Origin of the sequence: Marinitoga sp. 1138, assembly GCF_013363265.1 — a bacterium.
In the GTDB taxonomy this organism is placed as follows: domain Bacteria; phylum Thermotogota; class Thermotogae; order Petrotogales; family Petrotogaceae; genus Marinitoga; species Marinitoga piezophila.
Genome location: NZ_LBFA01000023.1, coordinates 1 through 21,024 on the forward strand (window position 1 = coordinate 1; position 21,024 = coordinate 21,024).

A 21,024-nucleotide genomic window follows, 5' to 3' on the forward strand; every position below is an offset into this window, starting at 1 on the left:
TGACAGGAGAAATCCTGGAAAAAACAACGAGAAAAAATGAAGAAAAATTGCTGGAATTAATCAAATGAGGCAAAAGCCTCATTTTGTTTTGATATGGTATAATTGAAGCGGAGGTGGAAATAATGAGAACTTTTTGCACATCAGGACCTGTTGATAAGAAAACATGTTATTATGTGGAAAGACCGGATATAATGGAAGAAGCGCTTGATCATATAGAAAACTGGAGATACTTTACAGTATCTGCACCAAGACAGAGTGGAAAAACCACATTATTAAGAGATATTGTAGAAAAAATAAAAGATAAGTATTTAACAATATTTATCTCATTTGAAAGTTATGAAGATAAAGATAAAGAGGATTTTCTTGAAACGTTAGTAATGGATATCAATCGCTCAAATAAAAAAATATATGGAAAAAAAATGGAATTGATAATACCTCAAAAGATTGATAAAATAAGAAACTTAATAGAAGAACTTAATGAAAAAAGCGGAAAAGAAATAGTGTTGATGATAGATGAATTTGAAAAGTTAGATGAAAAGATAATGAATGAATTTTTGCATGTAATAAGAAGTATGTATCACGATAAAGAAATATATGGATTGAGGAGTGTAGTACTTATTAGCGTAAGCTATTTAAGCGGGATATTAGAAGATAACGCAAGTCCATTTAATATAGCAGAACACATGGAAGTGCCATACTTTACAAAAGAACAGGTATATGATTTACTTTCACAGCATGAAAGAGAAACAGGGCAAATATTTGATGAAAAAGTAAAAGAATTAATATGGCATAATGCAGCAGGGCAACCTGGATTAACCAATGGCCTTGCATATGATTTAGTAGCAAAAAAAGCAAAAGGGGAAAAGATAATAACAGAAAAGCATTTTGAAAAGACATTATATGATTACCTGAGAGTGTATATAGACAAAAACATATCAAACATAATAAATAAAGCGAAAAAAGAAAAAGAATTAATAATGAAAATATTATTTGAACCGGAAAAAATAGAATTTAACATATACGATGAAAACATACAGTATTTATATTTAAATGGAGTAATAGACAATTGTGACGGAAAATGTTGTGTAAAGGTACCATTATATTATAAAGCATTATATACAAGATTTAGACCAAAAGTAAATGGAGAAAAAAGTGAAATGAAAACATTAAATGAAAGTGTAAAAACATATTTGAGGAAAGATGGAAGTTTGGATTTAAATAAATTACTTGAAAGATACATAAAATATATAAAAAATAGAGGAGCGATAATGTTCAAGGGCAGGAATTATTATGAAGGGGTATATCAATATAACTTAGACCAATTCTTAAGCTTATATGTAGAAGCAGCAGAAGGAAAGGTATATCCAGAAACACAAATAGGAGGAGGAAGGATAGACCTCTTAATAAATCTAAATAACAAAGAATATCTAATAGAAATAAAATCAAATATAGATGAAGATCAATATGAAAAATCGAAAAAGCAATTAGTGGAATATTTAAAAAGAAGTGGTTCAAAAGAAGGTTGGCTTGTAGTATATTCAAATACAATAGAAGATTTCAAACAAGAAATAGAAGAAATAAATGGAGTAAAAATCAATGTATGGTTTATAAAAACAAATTTTGAAAGTCCATCGAAAGTGAATTAAAATAGACCTTCCAGAATTTCTGGAAGGTCTATTTTAAAAACCTCTCAATAATCTCAAGCAAAACTCTTTCATCATCTTCAAAAGAGTAATAACCAAGAGCAACACGCTTATAACCTAAACCATATTTAAGGGCAAAATCACGAACCTTTCCTTTTGGATAAGGAGTAATGGGCCATTTAATATCGTATCGAACGCAATTTCTTAAAAACACATCAAATATTCTCATTTCCTCATCACTGAGCTTAAAATAATTAAAAACAAATTCCTTAAAGTTCTTTGTTTTCTTAAAAAGCTCAGTGATGAGTTTTTTTCTTGCTAAATAAAATGGTGAAATATTATATGCTGTATCTTCAAATTCTTCAGAATTCAATAATCTTCTTTCAGCTTTCTTCAAATCAAAATCACTCATCATAACATTAAAAAAATACATCTTCTCATAATTAGCAGAAAAGAATTTAATGATTTTATCTTTATTACCTTCAAAAATCAATTTCAAAATATGACTCTTTGTAAAAAATGGTTTTTCTATTAATGTTGTATATGTTGAGAAAAATAATATGGGGATTTTTGTTTCTTTTTTGTTTTTTAATTTTTCTATAGAATGATTAAACAATTTTTTTTGATGTAATTTATACAATTCATTTTTTATAGCATAAGGTTTTCTGGAAGTATAATTTACTTTTCTTGAATTTATGATTTTTAGTAAGCTTTTTGAATTTATAATTCCTTTTTTTATTTTTAAATCAGCATATTTTAAAATATATTTTTTTAATTCGTCGGTTATATTATAAGTTGATGCAGTAAAGTCATGGATAAAATGAAAAAATTTCTTTTTTATTTTAACCTTATTGTTCTTATTTAATTTAATAACGATATTTGACATATCAAATATCGTTATATCGTTATTAAGATATTTTGCCTCAAAAATCGTATCAAACCAGTTATATATTTTAGATAAATCCTCAAAATAATAACCAATATAATACTCTAATAAATCAGCAGCAATCAAAGCTTTCTTTTTATCTACTTTTCTTATCCACCATGCAGCACCATTTAAACCATTACACATCATTGTAGGATGAGGAAAATCTTTTGCAAGATTATATCCTTCTATAAATAATTCATATGCTTTATAGTATTCTTCCCTTTTGATAAAAATTCTTGCATTAGAATATAAAAAAACTGCTTTATCTAAATCATTTTCAACATAGTTTTCTGAATAGACTTTAAAATTATCAATTATATTATAGGTTTTATTAAGCAAATTTAATCCAGGGAGTATTAAACATCTTGCATATACCGGTATATTACTTAGACGTTTTTTTAAAATTGCAAATTCCCTTTTTGCAATTTTATATTTTCCTGTTTTATAGTATAAGGAAATAAGTTCAAATCTTGCTAATTCTTTTAATATTGTTGTTGTTGTTGTTGTTGTTGTTGTTGTTGCAATAACTTTATTCGCATAAAATATTGCGGATTTAAAATCTTTTTTCCATTTTGATTTTAACAATAAAAAATAATATTGTACAGAAACATCTGATATGTTTAAACTCAAAAAATTAATTAGAGGATGGGAATAATAACCAAAATTTATAATATCAATTATCGATTTTAGAGAAATTTCTTTTTTCATTAAAAACACCTCAAATAATTTGTAACTCTTTTTTTACATCTATTTTTGTTATTTAATTCATAATAATTCTCAAAAAAAATAAATGTATTAGATTCTTATAATCGCTATAAAATTATTTTTTAGATTGTTACAATAAAATAACGAAAATGGATTAATAATAAAATTAACAAATGCAAATCCTAAAACATTGATAAAAAGAGGATTTCTATTTTAGAAAAAACACTTGAAAACCATGTTAGAATTGGTAAAATATTAGTGTCTTGAAAAATAAAACACATAAAAGGGGGGAAGGATTTAAAAAATGAAAAAAATAATAACCTTATTTGTTATTTTACTACTAATGTCAGCAAACATTGTTTTTGCTGGAGATAATGATGATGAATATAAAACAGATTCAATCAACCCTCAAATCCAAATTGAATTTTCTGAATAATAAATAATCTATTTCTATTTTTCTCTTTTTATATCTACGTAGATATTATATCAAAAATTTAGTGAAAAAGATTATCTGAAGGAAGCAATAACTTTGGAAATAGGAGTGTGAGTTATGAAACTAAAAACAAAAAATAATATATTATTTGTATTAGAAATATTATTGAGAGTAGGATATGGAATAGCAATTCCCTTATTACTAAAGTGGATAATAGATATGTCAATAAAAAGTCCTGAAAAGGCATTGTACGGAGCGTATATTTATTCAGCAATGGTGCTTATTGAGTTGATGTTATTGTTATATTTTGGAGTGAAGAATAGGCATATATGGCCACATTTTTATACTGAGAAAATAAAAAGTTTAATATTAAAGGGATTATATGATAAAAACAAAAAACATGAAAATGGAAAATTAATAAATATAATATTTGATGATTCATATAATGTAGTTGAACCAACACAGATATTCTTTGCAATGCTATATGCAAGATTAATAAAAACATTTATAGCTTTTGGAATAATCTGGTATATAGCCGGATTAAAATATTTTTTAATATCATTGATATATTTAGCAGTATTGGGAATAAATTCATATATTATTCATAAAATAAAGTATGACGAAATAAATAATGCATATAAAAATCTTATGGATCATTATCTGGATTTTATTTCTGGAAATAAGGTTATATACCAATATAATATATTTGATAGCTTCTATAAGTTAAAGGAAAAACATGAAATTAAGAATATAAAAGAGCAAATGAAATATTATATAAAATATGTTTTTGGAAATCTTTTAAATTCAATATCAACAGTAATATATAATGTAATGATGGTATATTTATTGGTAAATGACATAAAAACTGGAATTTTAACTCTTGGAACATATTTTATGATTTTCCAGTTTAAAGAAGATATAACAGATCCACCAGAAGTATTATATTTCTTATTAAACGAATTTAAAAAGATAAAAGTAAGTAGAGAAAAAGTTAAAGAAATAGAGGAAATTTCTACGGAAAATACTTATGAAATAGTAGGAAATGATTATATAGAAAAGCCTGAAATTGCAGTTGAAAAATTAAAATTTGGATATAATGGGAAGAATAAAATATTTGAAAATTTAGATTTTAAATTTTCAGGGCCAGGATTATATTTAATAAGAGGAAAAAGTGGAATAGGAAAAAGTACATTGATAAAAATTCTATTAAAATTTTTTGAGCCAGAATACGGAAATATATTAATAAATGGGAAAAATATAAAAGAGGTTAGTCCGGAATATCTGAAAAGAAATATAAAGGTTTTGATGCAGGATAGTTATCATATTAGAGGAACAATAAAAGAAAATATAGATTTTGGAAGAAATCATGAAGAAGAGAAAATAAAAGAAACAATGCGAAAAACGGGCTTAGAAGATTTAGATGTAAATTATACAATAGATTTTAACGGAGAAAATATTTCAGGAGGACAATTAAAACGTGTATTAATTGGGCGAACTATAATAGACGATTCTCAAATAGTAATTTTTGATGAACCATTTGTAAATATAGACAATAAAAATAAAGAATTAATAATTGAGATATTGGAAAAAATAAAAGAGAAGAAAATGTGTATAGTAATAACTCATGATCATATCCTTGATACTAAAGCTGACAAAATATTGGAGTTAGGGTGAGATTATGTGGAAAATTATAAAAAATGTTGGATATAAAAATCTGTTTCTCTTTTTTATTTCAGTAATATTTGGAGTATCAAGTATGATTTTTCAGGTGAAGGTTCCAATGCAAATAAAAGAAATACTGGATGGAGTAATTCAAAATAAAAATTTTGAATTAAATTTGATAATTATGCTATTTTTATATTATATATTATCAGAACTATCGGAATCAATTTCAAAGGTTTTATCTGTATATTCTCAACTTTTATCTGAAAAGGAATTAAGAAAAAGAATACTGAAAAATATTATAGAAAATAAGAGAGAAGATATATCTAAAAATGGAATAGGATATATACAGGCAATAATATTTACTGATATAGAAACATTTTTATCAATAATGAATCCAAGAATTGTTTTAAGTGTTTTGTCTATAATATATATAATATTATCAAGTTATATAATGTTCCAGATAAATAAGGTTTACACAGTAATTTTAATAGCCTATATAATAGTAGTATTTATGTATTTCAGAAAAGCCTGGGAAATAAATTCAAAAGGTTTTGAAAAATTAAGAAATGAAGAAAGGGAAATAAAAGCATATACAGAAAATTTATTGAAAGCCAGGGTTGATCTATATTTGTTTAATAAGATAAAACATTTTTTTGATGTTAAATTGAATAATAGGTTTGGAAGCTATACTCAAAAAGCAAAAAAAGCATATTCAATTAATCATAAATATATAAATATGTTTCCTGAATTTATTAGAAATACAGCATTCGTATTGATTTTAATAATATCAATTAATCAATTAATAAAGAGAGAAATAACCTTTGGAACCTTTCAGATGATAATGAGTTATTCAGGAACAATATTGATAATTGCATCGCAATTATCATTAATAACAGGTGAAATTTCAAAAGCATTGTCAACCAAAAAGATTTTACAGGAATATATAAGCATTCCAACTAAAAATGAAATAGAAAAAGTTACAGATATTTCACAAAAAAATGAAATAGAAAAGTTTAATGAAAGTATAAAATCATTGGAAATTGATAAAGCTGGTTATGGATATGAGGATAAAAAAATAATAGAAGGTTTAACGTTTAAAGCAAAATCAAATGAAGTGATTATATTAAAAGGAAAAAGCGGTAGTGGAAAAACTACATTTTTTGAGGTATTAGTGGGGAATCTTCCGTTGTTAGATGGTAAAATAAGAATTAATGGCAAAGAATTAAAAGAAAGTATATTAAACAAAACTGCATATATGAATCAAAATGATTATATATTTAAAGAAAGTATATATGAAAATATATCTCTTGGAAGAGATATAGATAAAAAAGAAGTGGAAAGGATTTTACAAATTTTAGATTTAAAAGATTTTGATTTAGATTATGAATTAGAAGAAAATGGGAAAAATATATCCGGGGGGCAAAAATCAAGAATATTACTTGCCAGAACATTAATATCTAAAGAAAAAGAAGTAATATTGCTTGATGAACCTTTAACCGGAGTTGATAAAAAAACAAAACAAAAAATATTGGATAGATTAAACGAGTTTTTTAAAAACAAAATAGCTATAATTTCTACACATGATGATGACATAACTAAATTGGGAAAGATTATTGATATTGAAAAATATTTAGCAGTAAATAGCAATGAAAAATGATATCAAATTTGATAAAATAAATCCCCGTGTAATTACACGGGGATTTATTTATGTTATGTGAATTATCCTTTTACTGAACCCTGAGTTAATCCACCTACAAGATATTTTTGCATGGAAAGGAATAGAATAACCATTGGAACTGCACCTAATAATGCTGCTGCTGTAAATAGACCCCATTCAGTTTCAAATGGACCTGATGAGAATGTTTGTAATCCGACAGCATATGTGAAGTTCTGTTCACTTGCAAGAACTATTCTTGCCATAACAAATTCATTGAATGTTCCCATAAATGATAATATAGTTACAACTGCTAAAATTGGTGATGCAAGAGGCAATACAATTAACCAGAAAGTCTGGAATCTTGTAGCGCCATCAATCATGGCAGATTCTTCAAGAGAATCTGGAATAGTATCGTAATACCCTTTTATAAGCCACATATTAAATGCAACACCACCAAGATAAACAAATATCAACCCTGATAACGTATCGAGACCTATAAATCCAAAATAATCACCCATGAATTTAAGGATTCCATATAATGCAACCATATACATAATTGCAGGGAACATTTGAATAAGCATTAAATATAATAACCCTTCTTTTCTTCCTTTAAATCTCATTCTACTAAATGGATAAGCTGCAACAGCTGTCATTAAAACTGTTAGTATTGCAGTAATTCCAGCCACGATTATAGAGTTCATGAGCCATCTTAAGAAAGGCTTTCTTTGCTTTGGATTCCATTTGTCAAGTAGATTATATATATTTCCATCTATTTTTCTTAAATCTGATTTTAAAGCCTTATATTTTACAGAATCAGAAAGGTCTGATACAATTCTTGAGGATCTTGAGAGATCAGCCTTTGCAGGACCGTATTTTGAGTTGTATATAGATGAAATTTGCATAATAGGCAAAATATCTGCTGTATATCCACCATAATTTAATTTTAAGTAATCATCAGAATTGTTTTTCAACTCTGCTAATTGTGATTCAAATTCTTCTATTATTTTATTAAATGAAACAAGACTTTTCTGGAATTTTTCATTGGCTTCTTCAATATTTTCTTTTAATGTGAAGATGTTTATATCCTTCTTATCTGGCTTGTAGTATTTAAATATTTTAGAATTTAATAACGTTGAAATAAATTGTGCTTCTTCATAATTATTAACATCAGCGTTTATAAATTCCTTTACCATTAATAATTCGCCATAATTCTTTAATTTATCAAATTTATCAAATTCAGTTTTAAGAGAATTGTATAAAGTGTTATATTCATTATTGTATTTTTCTAATTCAGTTTTTATCCTTGAATACTCGCTATCCAATGTTTCAGCTTCTTTTATATTCGTTGCTAAGGTTAAAACAAGATTTTCAAAGGTTTTTATTGTTGGATTAATAGCTTCAATTACACCTGTAATTGTTTTATATGCGGGATTTAAAAATTCCACATCTTTATTTGAATAAATTTTTACTGCATTATCATTTATCCATATGAAAGAACTGGCAAATGATTCAATGTAGGTTTTGTATTCTTTAAAATCATCGAATAATACAAAATTTTCATTTATTGTAGTAAATGCATTTGAAAGATATTTTGCATTATCCATTAATTTTTGCATTTCCAATGTATAAATCTTTTTTTCCTTTAAATTGTACTTTTTAAATATATCAACTGCCGAGGAAAGTTTTTCGCCATATGGAGCGTAGATTTCCAATAATGCATTTAAGTCACCATTTAATTTTAATATTTCTTTATTCTTTTCGCTAATTTTTGAAGATAATTCATTTGATTTTTTCTGTAAAGAACTAATTTTACTTTCATAATCTTTTAGTTTTGAAAGCTCATTACCGTATTTTTCATTTTCAAGAGTTGCAAAGTAATCATCAACTTGTTCAGCTGTTTTAGTAATATCCTTCCAATTTGCATATAGTGATTTTATAATCGCTGGTAATTTTTGTAATTCTGAATTATCAGGTTGTAACTTTTTCCATTTTTTATATACTCTTATGTTCCAGAGCGTATAGCCTGGTTTTAAGCCATATATTGTATCAAAAGTTTTAGATATATATGTTTTATTTTTTGGAGTTATAGAGATTTTGTTTAATATGGTTCTTGCTTCATCTCTAAGCTTCAAATATTCATTGATTTTAGTTTTTAAAGAGGATATATTTTCATTTATTTCTGATAAATCCATTCCCCTAACTAATTCTTTTTCAATTTCGGAAAGATTTTTTACTTCATTATTTCTTGCAGTATTAATGTCATTTAATATTTCATTTGAGTATTTTGAGTTAATATTAGTAAGGATATTTTCAAATCTTAAATTTATATCTTCGAAATATTGTTTTGTTTCTGATATATATGTTTCAAAATCAGAGATTTGTGTATTTAACTTTTCTCTGGCTTCATCAAATGAAAGAGAAGAATTTTCACCGATAAAATGTGCAGTACTGTTCATATCTTTTATTAATTCCGGAACAGTAGCTTTTGGGAACAATAAATCTCTATAATAATTAAATGTAATTCTTGATGAAAATAATTTTGGAGAAAATGCTGCATTATCTCGTCTTACAGATGTTGTAACAACCCAAACTAAAGGGAAAAGCACAATTATAGTGATTATAATAAGAAATATATGTCTTAATATATAATTTTTCTTCTGTATCATAGCCATTATCTGCTCACCTCTTCAAATGCACCGGATAATTTAAAGTTGAAATAACTAATACCGGATACTATAGCAAAGATTAATATTGAAATAGCACTTGCAAAACCAAAATCCTGACCTCGAGAACCTTCAAAAGCCAATTTATATGTATATGAGATGAGTATATCTGTTGAACCTGCAGGTGTTGTTGCTCCTGGCATTGCAGGGCCACCACCTGTTAACAAATATATATTAACAAAATTATTGAAATTAAATGCAAAACTGCTTACAAGTAAAGGTGTAAGGGAAACCATTAATAATGGTAAAGTAATCTTTTTAAATTGTGTCCAACGTGTTGCTCCGTCAATAGAAGCTGCTTCATAAAGTTCATCTGGAATACTCTGTAAAGCACCTAAGGTTATTGTCATCATATATGGAAATCCAAGCCATGTATTTACAATCAACACAGCTACCTTTGCCCAAAATGGGTCATTTAACCATTTTATAGGTTCCAGTCCCAACGTTGTAATAACAAATCTGTTTAATATACCATATGTTTCATTGAAAAAGCCGTTTCTCCATATTAATACAGAAATAAATGCCGGAACTGCCCAGGGTATTATTAAAAGAGTTCTATATAATATTCTACCTTTCATATTTTTATCATTAAGCATTAAAGCCAGAATCATACCTATAATAAAACTAAACAACACGCTTAAAGCTGCATAAGTAAATGTCCAACCAAAGATTTTAAGAAATGGACCGGAAATCTTTGGGTCATCTTTTATACGCTTGAATTGATATGCTCCCACAAAATGCGAATAACCTATAAGTCTTTCTAATTTTCCGTTCTCATTATAATCCCAGAAAGCACCATCTTTTTCTACTAATTCCCTATTGGTTCTGGTATTAAATATAATAGTTTTGTATGTTTTTTTATTATTTTTGTATATAGGTTTGACTCTTAATTCATATATTCTATACGATTCATTAAATTTCTTATATATGTATCTCGAAGACAGTCTGTAACTTTTTCCTTCTGGTGTTTTTAATTCAAGAGCTCCTATATACTTTTGCCTGAGAACAGAATTATAAAACGCGGCATTTTTGAAAGTTTCTCTGTCTATAGGTGAATAAAAATATACATATTTCTTTCCAGAATCCGTTTCAAATCCTATAATTTCTTCGGCCTTTTTTTCTAAAGGCAATTCTTTGAAGGTTTCGTCTATAGCGATTCTTGTGAATGCTGTATAAATTTCGCCATTAATATTTGCTTTTAATTTATCCTTAGAAATTTCATATAATTCTGAAACTGCTAATTTGGTATTTCCCTTTGCATCTGTTTTTATTTCAGAAGGTTTTTGTGCTAAAAGTAATTTATCATCGTTATATAAAAGTATTAAAAAATCTTCTGTTGGTTTAAAATCTTTCATAACAACAAATACTTTAAAATTAAAATTTTCACCATTTTGTGGTTCATATAAATAATTTGGATCTTCCAATAAAATTTGAATAGCCTGATCTCTTGTAAATAAATGTCCTGTTCCATAATTGGTAAAAGCAGTTTTTACTGTGTAATAAATAGGGTATACTGTTAAAATAAATAGGAAAAACATTGCAGGTAAGGTATAACGATATGGGTATCCTTTTTTTGAAAATATTGCAATATTTGCGAGTATAGTAAATGCTGCAATAACAACTGCCAGACCGTAATTTCCCAATCCAGATAAAATAAATATAGTCCAGATTAATCCGGCATTTAGAAGTGCGATAAATGAGTACAACAATGCCTTGCCGATGAATTTCATGGTGTCCCTCCCTTAAAATAAGTAAATTTTTTATATATTTCCTTTTAAACGTTGATACTTAATAATTATAACATAAAAATAGCTATTTTACCATACTTTTTACAAAGAAATATGTTATAATATAGAAAAAATTAAGTGTGGTGATATTATGGAATATATGGTGTTATGTTCAATAGGTTTGGAAAAAATTCTCTCAAATGAATTGAAAAAAATGGGATATAAATTAAAAAATGCAAATAATGGAATTGTTGAATTTTATGGTAAAGAATATGATTATTATAAATTAAATATTTTATTGCGTACTGCAGAAAGAGTTATGATTAAAATAGGAGAATTTTATGCAGAAACGTTTGACGAATTATTTGATGGAATTTTGGATATTGATTTAAAACAGTATTTACCAAAAAATGGAAAAATAATTATTGACAAGGTAAGAAGCTCAAAATCAAAGTTATATAATAAATCAACAATTCAATCAATTGTAAAAAAATCAATAATTGAAAATTTAAAAAAAGGATATAAAATAAACACGTATAATGAAGAAAAAGGCGTATATAAAATAAGGGTATATATAAAAAACAATAAAGTAACCTTGGCGCTCGATACTTCAGGAGATGGCTTGCACAAAAGGGGATATAGAAAATATGTGAGCGAAGCGCCATTGAGAGAAACAATTGCAGCGGCGATGATATTAAAAAGTGGATGGAAAAGAAGATATCCTTTAATAGATCCATTTTGTGGTTCCGGAACAATTCCTATTGAAGGTGTATTGTATGGTTTAAATATTCCGCCGGGAATTTATAGAGATTTTTCATTTAATGACTGGTATAATTTTAATTCAAATCTTTTTGATGGAATGAAAAAAGAGTTATTAAAAGAAATTGATTATAATAAAGAGTTAAAAATATATGGTTATGACAAAGCATATAAAATGATAGAAATTGCCAGAAAAAATGCTGGAAATTTTGATATAAATAAATATATAACCTTTGTAAAAGCAAATATGGAAAGTATAAATCTTGATTATAAAGAAGGACATATAATTACAAATCCGCCGTATGGCGATAGATTAAAGGATAAAGATCATGCAGAAAAAATCTATGAACAGATGAGATATTTAAAAAGAAAATATCCTGATTTTAAATATACTATCATTACTTCACATGAAGAATTTGAAGATTTTTTTGGAAGTAAAGCAAAGAATAAAAAGAAAATAATAAATGGAAATCACGAGGCGTATATATATTATTTTGAAGGGGTATAAAAATGAGAAGAGAGTACTCAGTAAGAGAGCTATTTGATAGAATGAGTTTAATATTTTTATTTTTGATAATGCTTCTTTTACTGCCACCGAATATATACATGAATATAAGAAAAGAAACATGTTATAAGGAAAAAATTTACGATAAAATATCAAATTTCTTTTTTACAGAAATTACAAGAGAAATAAATAATCAATTATTAACCGAAAAGGCTGAAAAGGTCTCAATAGTAGAAAATAATATTGAAAATGCATTAAAAGATGTGGGATCTTTAGGTGGATATTCGGTAATTAAAGATAAGGAACTGCTTACGTTTTATAAAGTTAATGATAGTTACTATGTAAAAAGAGTTTTTCTTCCAAATATAATAAAAAATGTGGCAAGGAAATTAGAGTTTGAAGAGAATTTTATGGTTGTAGATTATAATAAAAAAATAATTTATTCTAACATAGAAAAAAACGTAAATTTAAAAGATAAAAATCTTAATTTAAAAGGTTTGGTAAAAATAGGTGATGCATTTTATTATTCGAGATTTAATAATGATACATTTACATATTATCCGTTTTATTTATTAATAGATATTAATGTGCATATATGGGATTATATTATAAAAACTTCTATACAATGGATTGCTATATTACTTATTATATTTATAATTGTTTTTTATATAGAAAAATCACATTATGAAAAAATTAGAAGGAATATAGAAGAATTTTCTGAAAAATCAAAGATTATAGGAGAAAAATTAATTCATGGTGAAGATACAAAATTTGAAGTGCCTAAGACAAATATAAAAGAAATAGATGATATAGGGAAAACATTATTTATGATGTTTTTGCAAAATATAGAATATATGAAAAAAAATAAGAAGCTTATTCAGGAAATTTTAAAACTCCTTGGAAATATTTCGGAATTTAGAGATGAAATAACAGGAAACCACATAATACGAGTAGGAAAAGTTTCAAGAATAATTGCAGAAGAGGTATTTGAAGATAAAAAAAAGGTAGAAATGATTTATTATGCTGCACAATTACATGATATTGGAAAAATAGGTATTCCTGATTCAATTTTGCAAAAACCCGGAAAATTAGATGATGACGAATTTGAAATAATGAAAAAGCATACAACAATAGGATATGAAATATTAAAAAAGGTTGATGATGAATTATTTGAAATGGCAAGTAAAATAGCTTTATATCATCATGAAAAATACGATGGGAGTGGGTATCCAGAAGGATTAAAGGGAGAAGAAATACCTATAGAAGGAAGAATAGTAGCGGTTTGTGATGTGTTTGATGCTTTGTTATCAGAAAGACCGTATAAAAAAGCTTTTGAATTTGAAGAAGGTGTAAAAATAATTATGAGCGGTGAAGGAAAACATTTTGATCCGAAAATAGTTGAGATTTTTGTGAATAACATAGATAAAATTAGAAACCTGTATAAAAACATGGGGGAAAAAGAATGAAAAAAATTCTTGGAATAGCTCTGATTTTAGTATTAATAGGGGTATATATATTATATCCAAGAAAAAATATAAATATTGTAACTCAAATGTCTGAAGAAGAAATAATAGGATTAGAAAAAATATTAAAACATTATGAGATGTTTCATTTTATTAAATTTAATATAATAAGAGTTCCTTTTTCCGGCCATTTTTCAAGAATTCAGGAAATGATAAAACAAAATATTAATATTGATATTGCACGTGTTGATATAAAAATGCCGGAGTGGTTTAAAAAATATGTAAAATCAGAACCTGTATTGCAGGCAGTGGACACGCTTGTAATGATTTATGATGCGAATGATAAAATAAAACCGCCAGAAACTATTAATGATTTTTTTGATTTTATTGAAAATAATACTGTAGATATTAATGGAAAGACAATTAAGGATAAAGGTTTTGATAAAGATAAAATTATGCAATATGCAGTTTATATTCCATATGTTTCTGGGTGGTGGATGAGTGTTTTATATGGAAGTAATGATAGGAATTTTTTGACGGAAAATGCCGATAAGGAAAATTTTATTTCTATATCAAGAAGAATAAAATATTATTACAAAAATGGTTTAATTCCGAGAGTGTGTTCGGATTTTTATGAAGAAATGATGAGAATGTTTATTTCTGGTGATGTAAAAATAATATTTAATGGTCCATGGAGTTTTTCAACTTTAAGAGAAAAAGGTAAAGATTTTAAAGTTTATTATACACCTCGTGGATTTTCTGGAAGATTTTCACCTATGGGTGGGCAGCAATGGGTATTATTGAAAGATAATAAATATACCGAGAAAGCATTTGAGTATTTGGGTTCTAATTATGTTGCAGAAAAGTTTTATGAATATAACAGTACACTGATGCCAAATAAAGGGTTAATAGAAAGATTGGAGAAAAGTGGAAATATTGTAGCCTCACAATTAAAAGATGCAGTTAAAATAGATAAAAACACAGATTATATATTATATGAATTTTTTTCCAATGAATTTGTGGAATATTTAAACGATAAAATAAGTGAGGAAAAATTATTTGAAAGCTGGCTTAATAAAATAAAATATAAAAAATAAGGGGTTTTAAAACCCCTTATTTTAATTTAATTTTTATTTTGTTCTAAATAACCTATCTCCAGCGTCCCCGAGTCCAGGGATAATATATGCGTGATCATTTAATTTTTCATCCATTGCGGCAGTAAAAATCTTAACATCTGGATGTTCCTCTTCTACATTTTTAACTCCTTCTGGAGCGGCTAACAATGACATAACAATAATATTTTTAACTCCAAATTCTTTAACTTTTTTAATGGCATATTTAATTGAGAATCCTGTTGCAAGCATTGGATCAACTATGAAAACATAGTGATTTTCTGTAAATGGTGGAAATTTTAAATAATATTCTACAGGTTTTAAGGTTTCAGGATCTCTATAGATTCCAAGAAAACCTATACTGGCATTTGGTACAAGGCTTAAAATACCATCCATCATACCAAGACCTGCTCTTAATATTGGAACTATGGTGATTTTTTTATCTTCAACCATTTGACCTGTTGTTGTTTGAATAGGTGTGTCTACATCTACATCTATTGTTGGCAGATTTCTTGTTGCTTCGTAAGTTAATAATAGAGTTATTTCATTTAATAATTCTCTAAATTCTTTTGGACCGGTGTTTTTGTTTCTCATAATTGTAAGTTTGTGTTTGATTAAAGGGTGGTTTACCACAGTAAGGTTTTTAAAATCCATAACTTTAACCTCCTATATTTAAATTCTTTAACATTATATCATAAAATATACTTGGAAGTGTGAAAAAATTTTGATAAAATATAAAAAGATGATGTCAAATTAGAAGGAGGAAAAAAATGAAAATATTTAGCCTGATGAAATATGAACTCATAAAAATTTTTCGAAATAAAGGATTTATTATATCAATAATTCTAATTCCGTTTTTGTTAGCATATCTTGGTTCTAATTTGTTTCCAGAAAATATGCTGGCAGATTATAAAATTGCTGTTTATAATGAGGATAATTCATTTTTGGGTAAATTTGGATTTATGTTTTTAAGTCAATTTTTTAAATGGAAAGATGCTGTACAGCTTTCCTCTAAAACAGAGATGACAGAAGCCATTAAAGAAAATAAATTTGATTCAATTCTAATTATTCCAAAAGGATTTATGAATGATTTAAAGAATTACAAAAAAACACAATTAATAATTGTTCCCAACCCGAACGATTTAAATAGCAGTGTTGCTATTTATACCGTGGTAAAAGCATTATTTAATGAATTGGCAGGAATTCCTGAAATTTCAGTTGGTTCAACAACGCAATTTGTTTTAAAAGGAGGTATTTCAGTAGATAAGGATAGAGTACCTCCGGAAATTACCATAAAGATCCCCGATATAAAAGATGGATCTTTAAAAAATGTTAAAGGTGCATCATTGGATTTTCAGGATATGCTAGCTCCATCATCAATACTCGTATTAATATTGATATTTTCAATGGGAGGAATTGGTATATCTGTTTCACAAACAAGAGAAAATGGATTACTTGATATATATAGAGCAAATGGGCTTAAAATCTGGGAATTTTCAGTATATAAGTTATTGACATATGTATTTCTTGGGTTAATTTCAAGTTTTATAACCTGGTATGTTTTTGAACATTATGGAACAAATTTTGCTGGGAGTGAAATTAATTTAGTAATTTTAATAACATTAAATGTAATAATGTTTGCTACTTTTGGGCTGTTAATAGCATCTATTGCCAAAACTACAAGAACAACAACATTTATGCTCGCTATATTTATTGGAGTTATGATTTTATTTGGCGATGTATTAATCTCCATTCCTAAGGAATCTGTATGGTATAAATGGTCATATGCATTACCTATAAAATATTCCATAGATTCTTTAAGAAAAGTAGCTTTATTAAATTATAATCTTTCTATGATTCAAAAAGATATATTCATTATGGTCGGATTTACAATTATAGCCTTTTTTATAAGTTATTTATCTCTATCACATGTTGAAAGAAGATGATTAAAATTATAATAAAATAGCAATGCCAAAGGCATTGCTATTTTATTTATTTTATAATATTTAATTCTTTACCGATTTTTTCAAATTTTTCAACAGCGAAATCAAGATCTTCTTTTGTATGTGCTGCACTAATCATAACCCTGATTCTTGCTAATCCTTTTGGTACTGTAGGATATCCAATTGATTGAGCGAAAATACCCTCTTCAAAGAGTTTTAAACTAAACTCTTTTGCAACCTTTGCATCATATAACATTACAGGTGTAATAGGTGTTTCACTATGCCATGTGTCGAACCCAAGTGCATTTAATTTTTCTTTGAAGTATTTTGCATTATCCCATAATCTTTCTACAACTTCTCCGCTTTCAACAAGTATTCTTACAGCTTCAAGAGCAGCGCCTGCTTCTGCTGGGGATAATGAACTACTAAATAAGAAAGGTCTTGCTTTTTGTTTTAAATAGTCTATTAATTCCTTTTTACCAGCTACAAAGCCTCCAACAACACCAAATGCTTTAGAAAGAGTACCAACCTCTATATGAACTCTTCCGTGTAGGTGGAAATGGTCTACAATTCCTCTTCCACTTTCACCAAGAACTCCTTCTCCGTGTGCATCATCAACCATAACAATAGCATCATACTTTTCAGCAACTTCAACAATTTCTGGTAATGGAGCTAAATCGCCATCCATACTGAAAACACCATCTGTGATAATTAAGAGTCTTCTTGCTCCAGCTTCTTTAGCTTCTTTTAATTTTTCTTCAAGATCCTTAACGTCTTTATGTTTCCATACGTATTTTTTTGCTTTTGATAATCTTACACCGTCTATAATACTTGCATGGTTTAATTCATCTGATAATATTGCATCATCTTTAGTTGTAATTGCAGGAATAACTGCCTGGTTAGCATTAAATCCTGATTGAACAACTAAAGTTGCTTCAGTTTTTTTAAATGCAGCAAGTTCTTTCTCAAGTTGTGTATGTATATCCATTGTACCTGCAATACTTCTTACAGCACCAGGACCTACTCCATATTTTTCTATTGCTTCTATAGCAGCTTTTTTCATTCTTTCATTATTCGCGAAACCAAGATAATTATTTGAACAAAGATTTAAAACTTTTTTTCCATCAACTTCAAACCATGCACCCTGAGCGCTTTCAAGTGTTCTAATAGTTACAAATAATCCATTTTCCTTTAATTCATTCATTTCAGCTACAAGTTGTTCATAGAAATTCATTTTCTCTCCCCCTTATTCAGAGATTTTAAGGATTATTTTACCACTTTTTTTAGAATTCATAATTTCAAAACCTTTTTCAAATTCTTCCATTGGTAATACATGTGTAATAACCTTTGAAAGATCGAGTTTTTTTGTTCTTAGCCATTCTGATGCTATTTGCCATGTTTCGAACATTTTTCTTCCTGTAATACAATGTATATTTATACCTTTAAATACGGCAGTATTCATTTCAAATGGAACAGGATTAGTTGGAAAAACGCCAAGTATAACAGCATCTCCGCCATTAGTTAAAGCATTTATTCCTTGATTTAAAGCATTAGGATTACCTGACATTTCAAGTAAAACATCTGCGCCATCATCATTTGTTAATTTCATAACTTCTTCTACAAGATTTTCTTCAAGAGGGTTTATAATATAATCTGCTCCCATTTCTTTAGCCATATTCATTCTATATTCTGAAGGTTCACTTACTATTATTGTAGCAGCACCAGATACCTTTGCAACCTGAACAGCCATAACTCCAATTGGACCTGCACCTGTAATTAAAACGGTTTTTCCTCTTAAATCAACTGCAGTAGCTGTATGTATAGCGTTTCCAAGGGGTTCCATAACAGAAGCAAACTCTCTTGGTATAGATGGATCAAGTTTCCATAACACAATTTCAGGTACTACAACATACTCTGCAAAAACACCGTCTCTATCCACACCTAATATCTGCATATTTTTACATATGTGCATTTTACCAGTTTTACATTGTTTACAAACGCCACATGGAATATGTGTTTCTGCAGCAACAATATCTCCCGGTTTTAATCCTTTTACCATAGGACCAACTTCAACAACTTCACCAACAAATTCATGACCATCAATTTGTGGAGTTTTAATTCTTTGCTGTGACCATTCATCCCATTTCCAGATATGTAAATCAGTTCCGCATATGGAAGCATTTAAAACTTTAACCTTTACATCATTTGGCTCTTTAATTTCAGGAATTTCAACTTCTTCAAGCGAAAATCCTTTTCCAGGTTCTTTTTTGACAATAGCCTTCATTGTTCCCAACAGAGTTCACCATCCTTTTTAGTTTTCGTACTTTAAGTTTATCGCAAAAATGAAAAAAATTTCAATGTCATTTTTTTCAGGTTACGTGCAATTAGATGTTTTAAAAAACAATGAAGGTTAAATATGTGTGATTTACTTAGGATTATAATAATACAATTCTTCATCTTCAGTAATTAGCTCGCTGGATAGTAATTTTTGTATTTTATCCTGAGAAATATATGTTAAAACAAATTCTTTGGGTAATCCTTTTATTTTTTGACTTCTATTATGTAATTTTTTTAAATTTAATAATAATATTTCTTCTTCTGGTTTTTTCATAAAAGAAGCTATTTCCATAAAGATTATTTTTAAATTAAAAAAGAATTGTTCCATGTAATTTGGATCCTTTAAAAGGTCTCTAAATAAAGAATAAGAATCTTTTTTAAAACGAGTTTTTCCAACTTTATAATAATCAATAATATTTAATCCAAAAATTAATGAATCAAGACCAAAATAATCATCTTCGCAAAATACCTGCCCCATCTTTTCATCATTTCCATATTTTAATACAGAAATTACAACGCCGCTTTGTATATATGCAATTTCCTGAACTTCTTTTGAAAGGTTTGTAATTAAAGAAACTTCCATGATTATTCACCTTCATTCTTTTTATTAAATAAGTTAAGATACATTTCATAATTTTCTATTCTAATTAACATTTCTCCCCAGGAAGGAATCCCCCAGAAACGCAATATTTCAAGGTATTCTTCTAAAATTTCCTGTATTCTTTCTCTATCTTTACAAAAAATGGTAGATAGATATAAAAAATATTTTACAAGCGCTCTGTCTTCTATTTCTATTGATTTCTCAAAAGCATATATTAAGTCCTCACACAATACATTATTGCTTAAATTCTTTCTTATATAATTTGTTGTATATACTATTATTCCGGGAAGGTCTAAATTATCTTTATCAAATAAAGCCTTAAAACTTTCAGCTGCAACATCAGGATCATCCGGCAATTCAGTTTCAAATATTTCACCGGCATTTAAGATTTGATCTAATTCTGATAATAATGCGTCTGTTTCATCTAAAATTAAATCATCCAATACATCGCGTTTATTAAGGGCGCGAGCTTTCATTTTTAAAAGTTCTGAAATATCAGGAATAACTCCAAAAACACTTTTATAAAATAAATTTATGTAAAGATTTGAAATATGCTCAAAAAATTTTTCGAATTCTTTTTCATCAATTAATTTTATAAGCGTTTCCTTGCTTATTTTTAAAACTTCAACCCGAGTATTTGCTATATAACTTTCAAGCAAAGGTTTTCCAGTAATAAAACTCATTGTACCTATAAAATCACCTGGCTGTAATTCGTTGTTTTTTAAAGAAGTCATAACCTTTCCGGAGATAATATAATAACAAAAATTATACGTTTCATTTTCTTTTAAAATTACTTCGCCAGGATTAAAAAAGTCTTTCATAA

15 protein-coding genes are annotated in these 21,024 nt (G+C 27.2%); 7 read left to right on the plus strand and 8 right to left on the minus strand.

Annotation, left to right across the window (positions count from 1 at the left end):
• Nucleotides 1-122: 122 nt before the first annotated feature.
• On the plus strand, nucleotides 123-1,646 hold the full coding sequence (locus XO11_RS07905) for an AAA-like domain-containing protein (protein ID WP_175418465.1): 1,524 nt from the start codon (nucleotides 123-125) through the stop codon (nucleotides 1,644-1,646).
• Nucleotides 1,647-1,674: 28 nt separating this feature from the next.
• On the opposite strand, the gene XO11_RS07910 is transcribed toward XO11_RS07905, so the two are convergent.
• Complete coding sequence (locus tag XO11_RS07910; RefSeq protein ID WP_175418466.1) at nucleotides 1,675-3,279, minus strand: hypothetical protein; 1,605 nt, start codon at nucleotides 3,277-3,279, stop codon at nucleotides 1,675-1,677.
• A gap of 547 nt (nucleotides 3,280-3,826) precedes the next feature.
• Here XO11_RS07910 and XO11_RS07915 point away from each other — a divergent pair.
• On the plus strand, nucleotides 3,827-5,383 hold the full coding sequence (locus XO11_RS07915) for an ABC transporter ATP-binding protein (protein WP_175418467.1): 1,557 nt from the start codon (nucleotides 3,827-3,829) through the stop codon (nucleotides 5,381-5,383).
• 4 nt (nucleotides 5,384-5,387) lie between these two features.
• Nucleotides 5,388-7,031: an ABC transporter ATP-binding protein gene (locus tag XO11_RS07920; RefSeq protein WP_041638577.1), complete on the plus strand. Its 1,644-nt coding sequence runs from the start codon at nucleotides 5,388-5,390 to the stop codon at nucleotides 7,029-7,031.
• A 62-nt stretch (nucleotides 7,032-7,093) separates the two neighbouring features.
• On the opposite strand, the gene XO11_RS07925 is transcribed toward XO11_RS07920, so the two are convergent.
• Complete coding sequence (locus tag XO11_RS07925) at nucleotides 7,094-9,703, minus strand: sugar ABC transporter permease (RefSeq protein WP_175418468.1); 2,610 nt, start codon at nucleotides 9,701-9,703, stop codon at nucleotides 7,094-7,096.
• Nucleotides 9,703-11,484: an ABC transporter permease subunit gene (locus tag XO11_RS07930; protein WP_014297080.1), complete on the minus strand. Its 1,782-nt coding sequence runs from the start codon at nucleotides 11,482-11,484 to the stop codon at nucleotides 9,703-9,705. Before XO11_RS07930 ends, XO11_RS07925 begins: the two co-directional genes overlap by 1 nt.
• Before the next feature lie 178 nt (nucleotides 11,485-11,662).
• On the opposite strand from XO11_RS07930, the gene XO11_RS07935 reads away from it, so the two are divergent.
• The 3 genes from XO11_RS07935 to XO11_RS07945 are packed head-to-tail and all read left to right on the plus strand — an operon-like array spanning nucleotide 11,663 to nucleotide 15,305.
• On the plus strand, nucleotides 11,663-12,748 hold the full coding sequence (locus XO11_RS07935) for a class I SAM-dependent RNA methyltransferase (protein ID WP_217671896.1): 1,086 nt from the start codon (nucleotides 11,663-11,665) through the stop codon (nucleotides 12,746-12,748).
• A 2-nt stretch (nucleotides 12,749-12,750) separates the two neighbouring features.
• Nucleotides 12,751-14,211 carry an HD-GYP domain-containing protein gene (locus tag XO11_RS07940; protein ID WP_014297082.1) on the plus strand — a complete coding sequence of 487 codons (1,461 nt, stop codon included), beginning with the start codon at nucleotides 12,751-12,753 and terminating at the stop codon, nucleotides 14,209-14,211.
• Nucleotides 14,208-15,305, plus strand: a complete 1,098-nt coding sequence (locus tag XO11_RS07945; RefSeq protein ID WP_014297083.1) for an extracellular solute-binding protein — start codon at nucleotides 14,208-14,210, stop codon at nucleotides 15,303-15,305. Before XO11_RS07940 ends, XO11_RS07945 begins: the two co-directional genes overlap by 4 nt.
• 33 nt (nucleotides 15,306-15,338) lie before the next feature.
• Here the strand turns inward: XO11_RS07945 and upp are convergent, their stop codons facing one another.
• Nucleotides 15,339-15,974, minus strand: coding sequence for a uracil phosphoribosyltransferase (upp, locus tag XO11_RS07950; RefSeq protein ID WP_014297084.1), 636 nt, complete (start codon nucleotides 15,972-15,974; stop codon nucleotides 15,339-15,341).
• 116 nt (nucleotides 15,975-16,090) lie between these two features.
• Here upp and XO11_RS07955 point away from each other — a divergent pair, with 116 nt between their 5' ends.
• A complete protein-coding gene (locus XO11_RS07955; protein ID WP_014297085.1) occupies nucleotides 16,091-17,266 on the plus strand; it encodes an ABC transporter permease in 1,176 nt (391 codons plus the stop codon).
• A 46-nt stretch (nucleotides 17,267-17,312) separates the two neighbouring features.
• On the opposite strand, the gene XO11_RS07960 is transcribed toward XO11_RS07955, so the two are convergent.
• The 4 genes from XO11_RS07960 to XO11_RS07975 form a co-directional block, all read right to left on the minus strand.
• Nucleotides 17,313-18,497 carry a glycine C-acetyltransferase gene (locus XO11_RS07960; RefSeq protein ID WP_014297086.1) on the minus strand — a complete coding sequence of 395 codons (1,185 nt, stop codon included), beginning with the start codon at nucleotides 18,495-18,497 and terminating at the stop codon, nucleotides 17,313-17,315.
• Nucleotides 18,498-18,509: 12 nt separating this feature from the next.
• Nucleotides 18,510-19,547 (minus strand): L-threonine 3-dehydrogenase, encoded by a 1,038-nt coding sequence (gene tdh / locus XO11_RS07965; protein ID WP_014297087.1) that lies wholly within the window; start codon nucleotides 19,545-19,547, stop codon nucleotides 18,510-18,512.
• 141 nt (nucleotides 19,548-19,688) lie between these two features.
• On the minus strand, nucleotides 19,689-20,183 hold the full coding sequence (locus XO11_RS07970; RefSeq protein ID WP_014297088.1) for a hypothetical protein: 495 nt from the start codon (nucleotides 20,181-20,183) through the stop codon (nucleotides 19,689-19,691).
• Between the two features lie 2 nt (nucleotides 20,184-20,185).
• The gene (locus tag XO11_RS07975) at nucleotides 20,186-21,022 is read right to left on the minus strand and encodes a cyclic nucleotide-binding domain-containing protein (protein ID WP_014297089.1); all 837 of its coding nucleotides are present in this window, start codon (nucleotides 21,020-21,022) and stop codon (nucleotides 20,186-20,188) included.
• Between the last annotated feature and the right edge of the window lie 2 nt (nucleotides 21,023-21,024).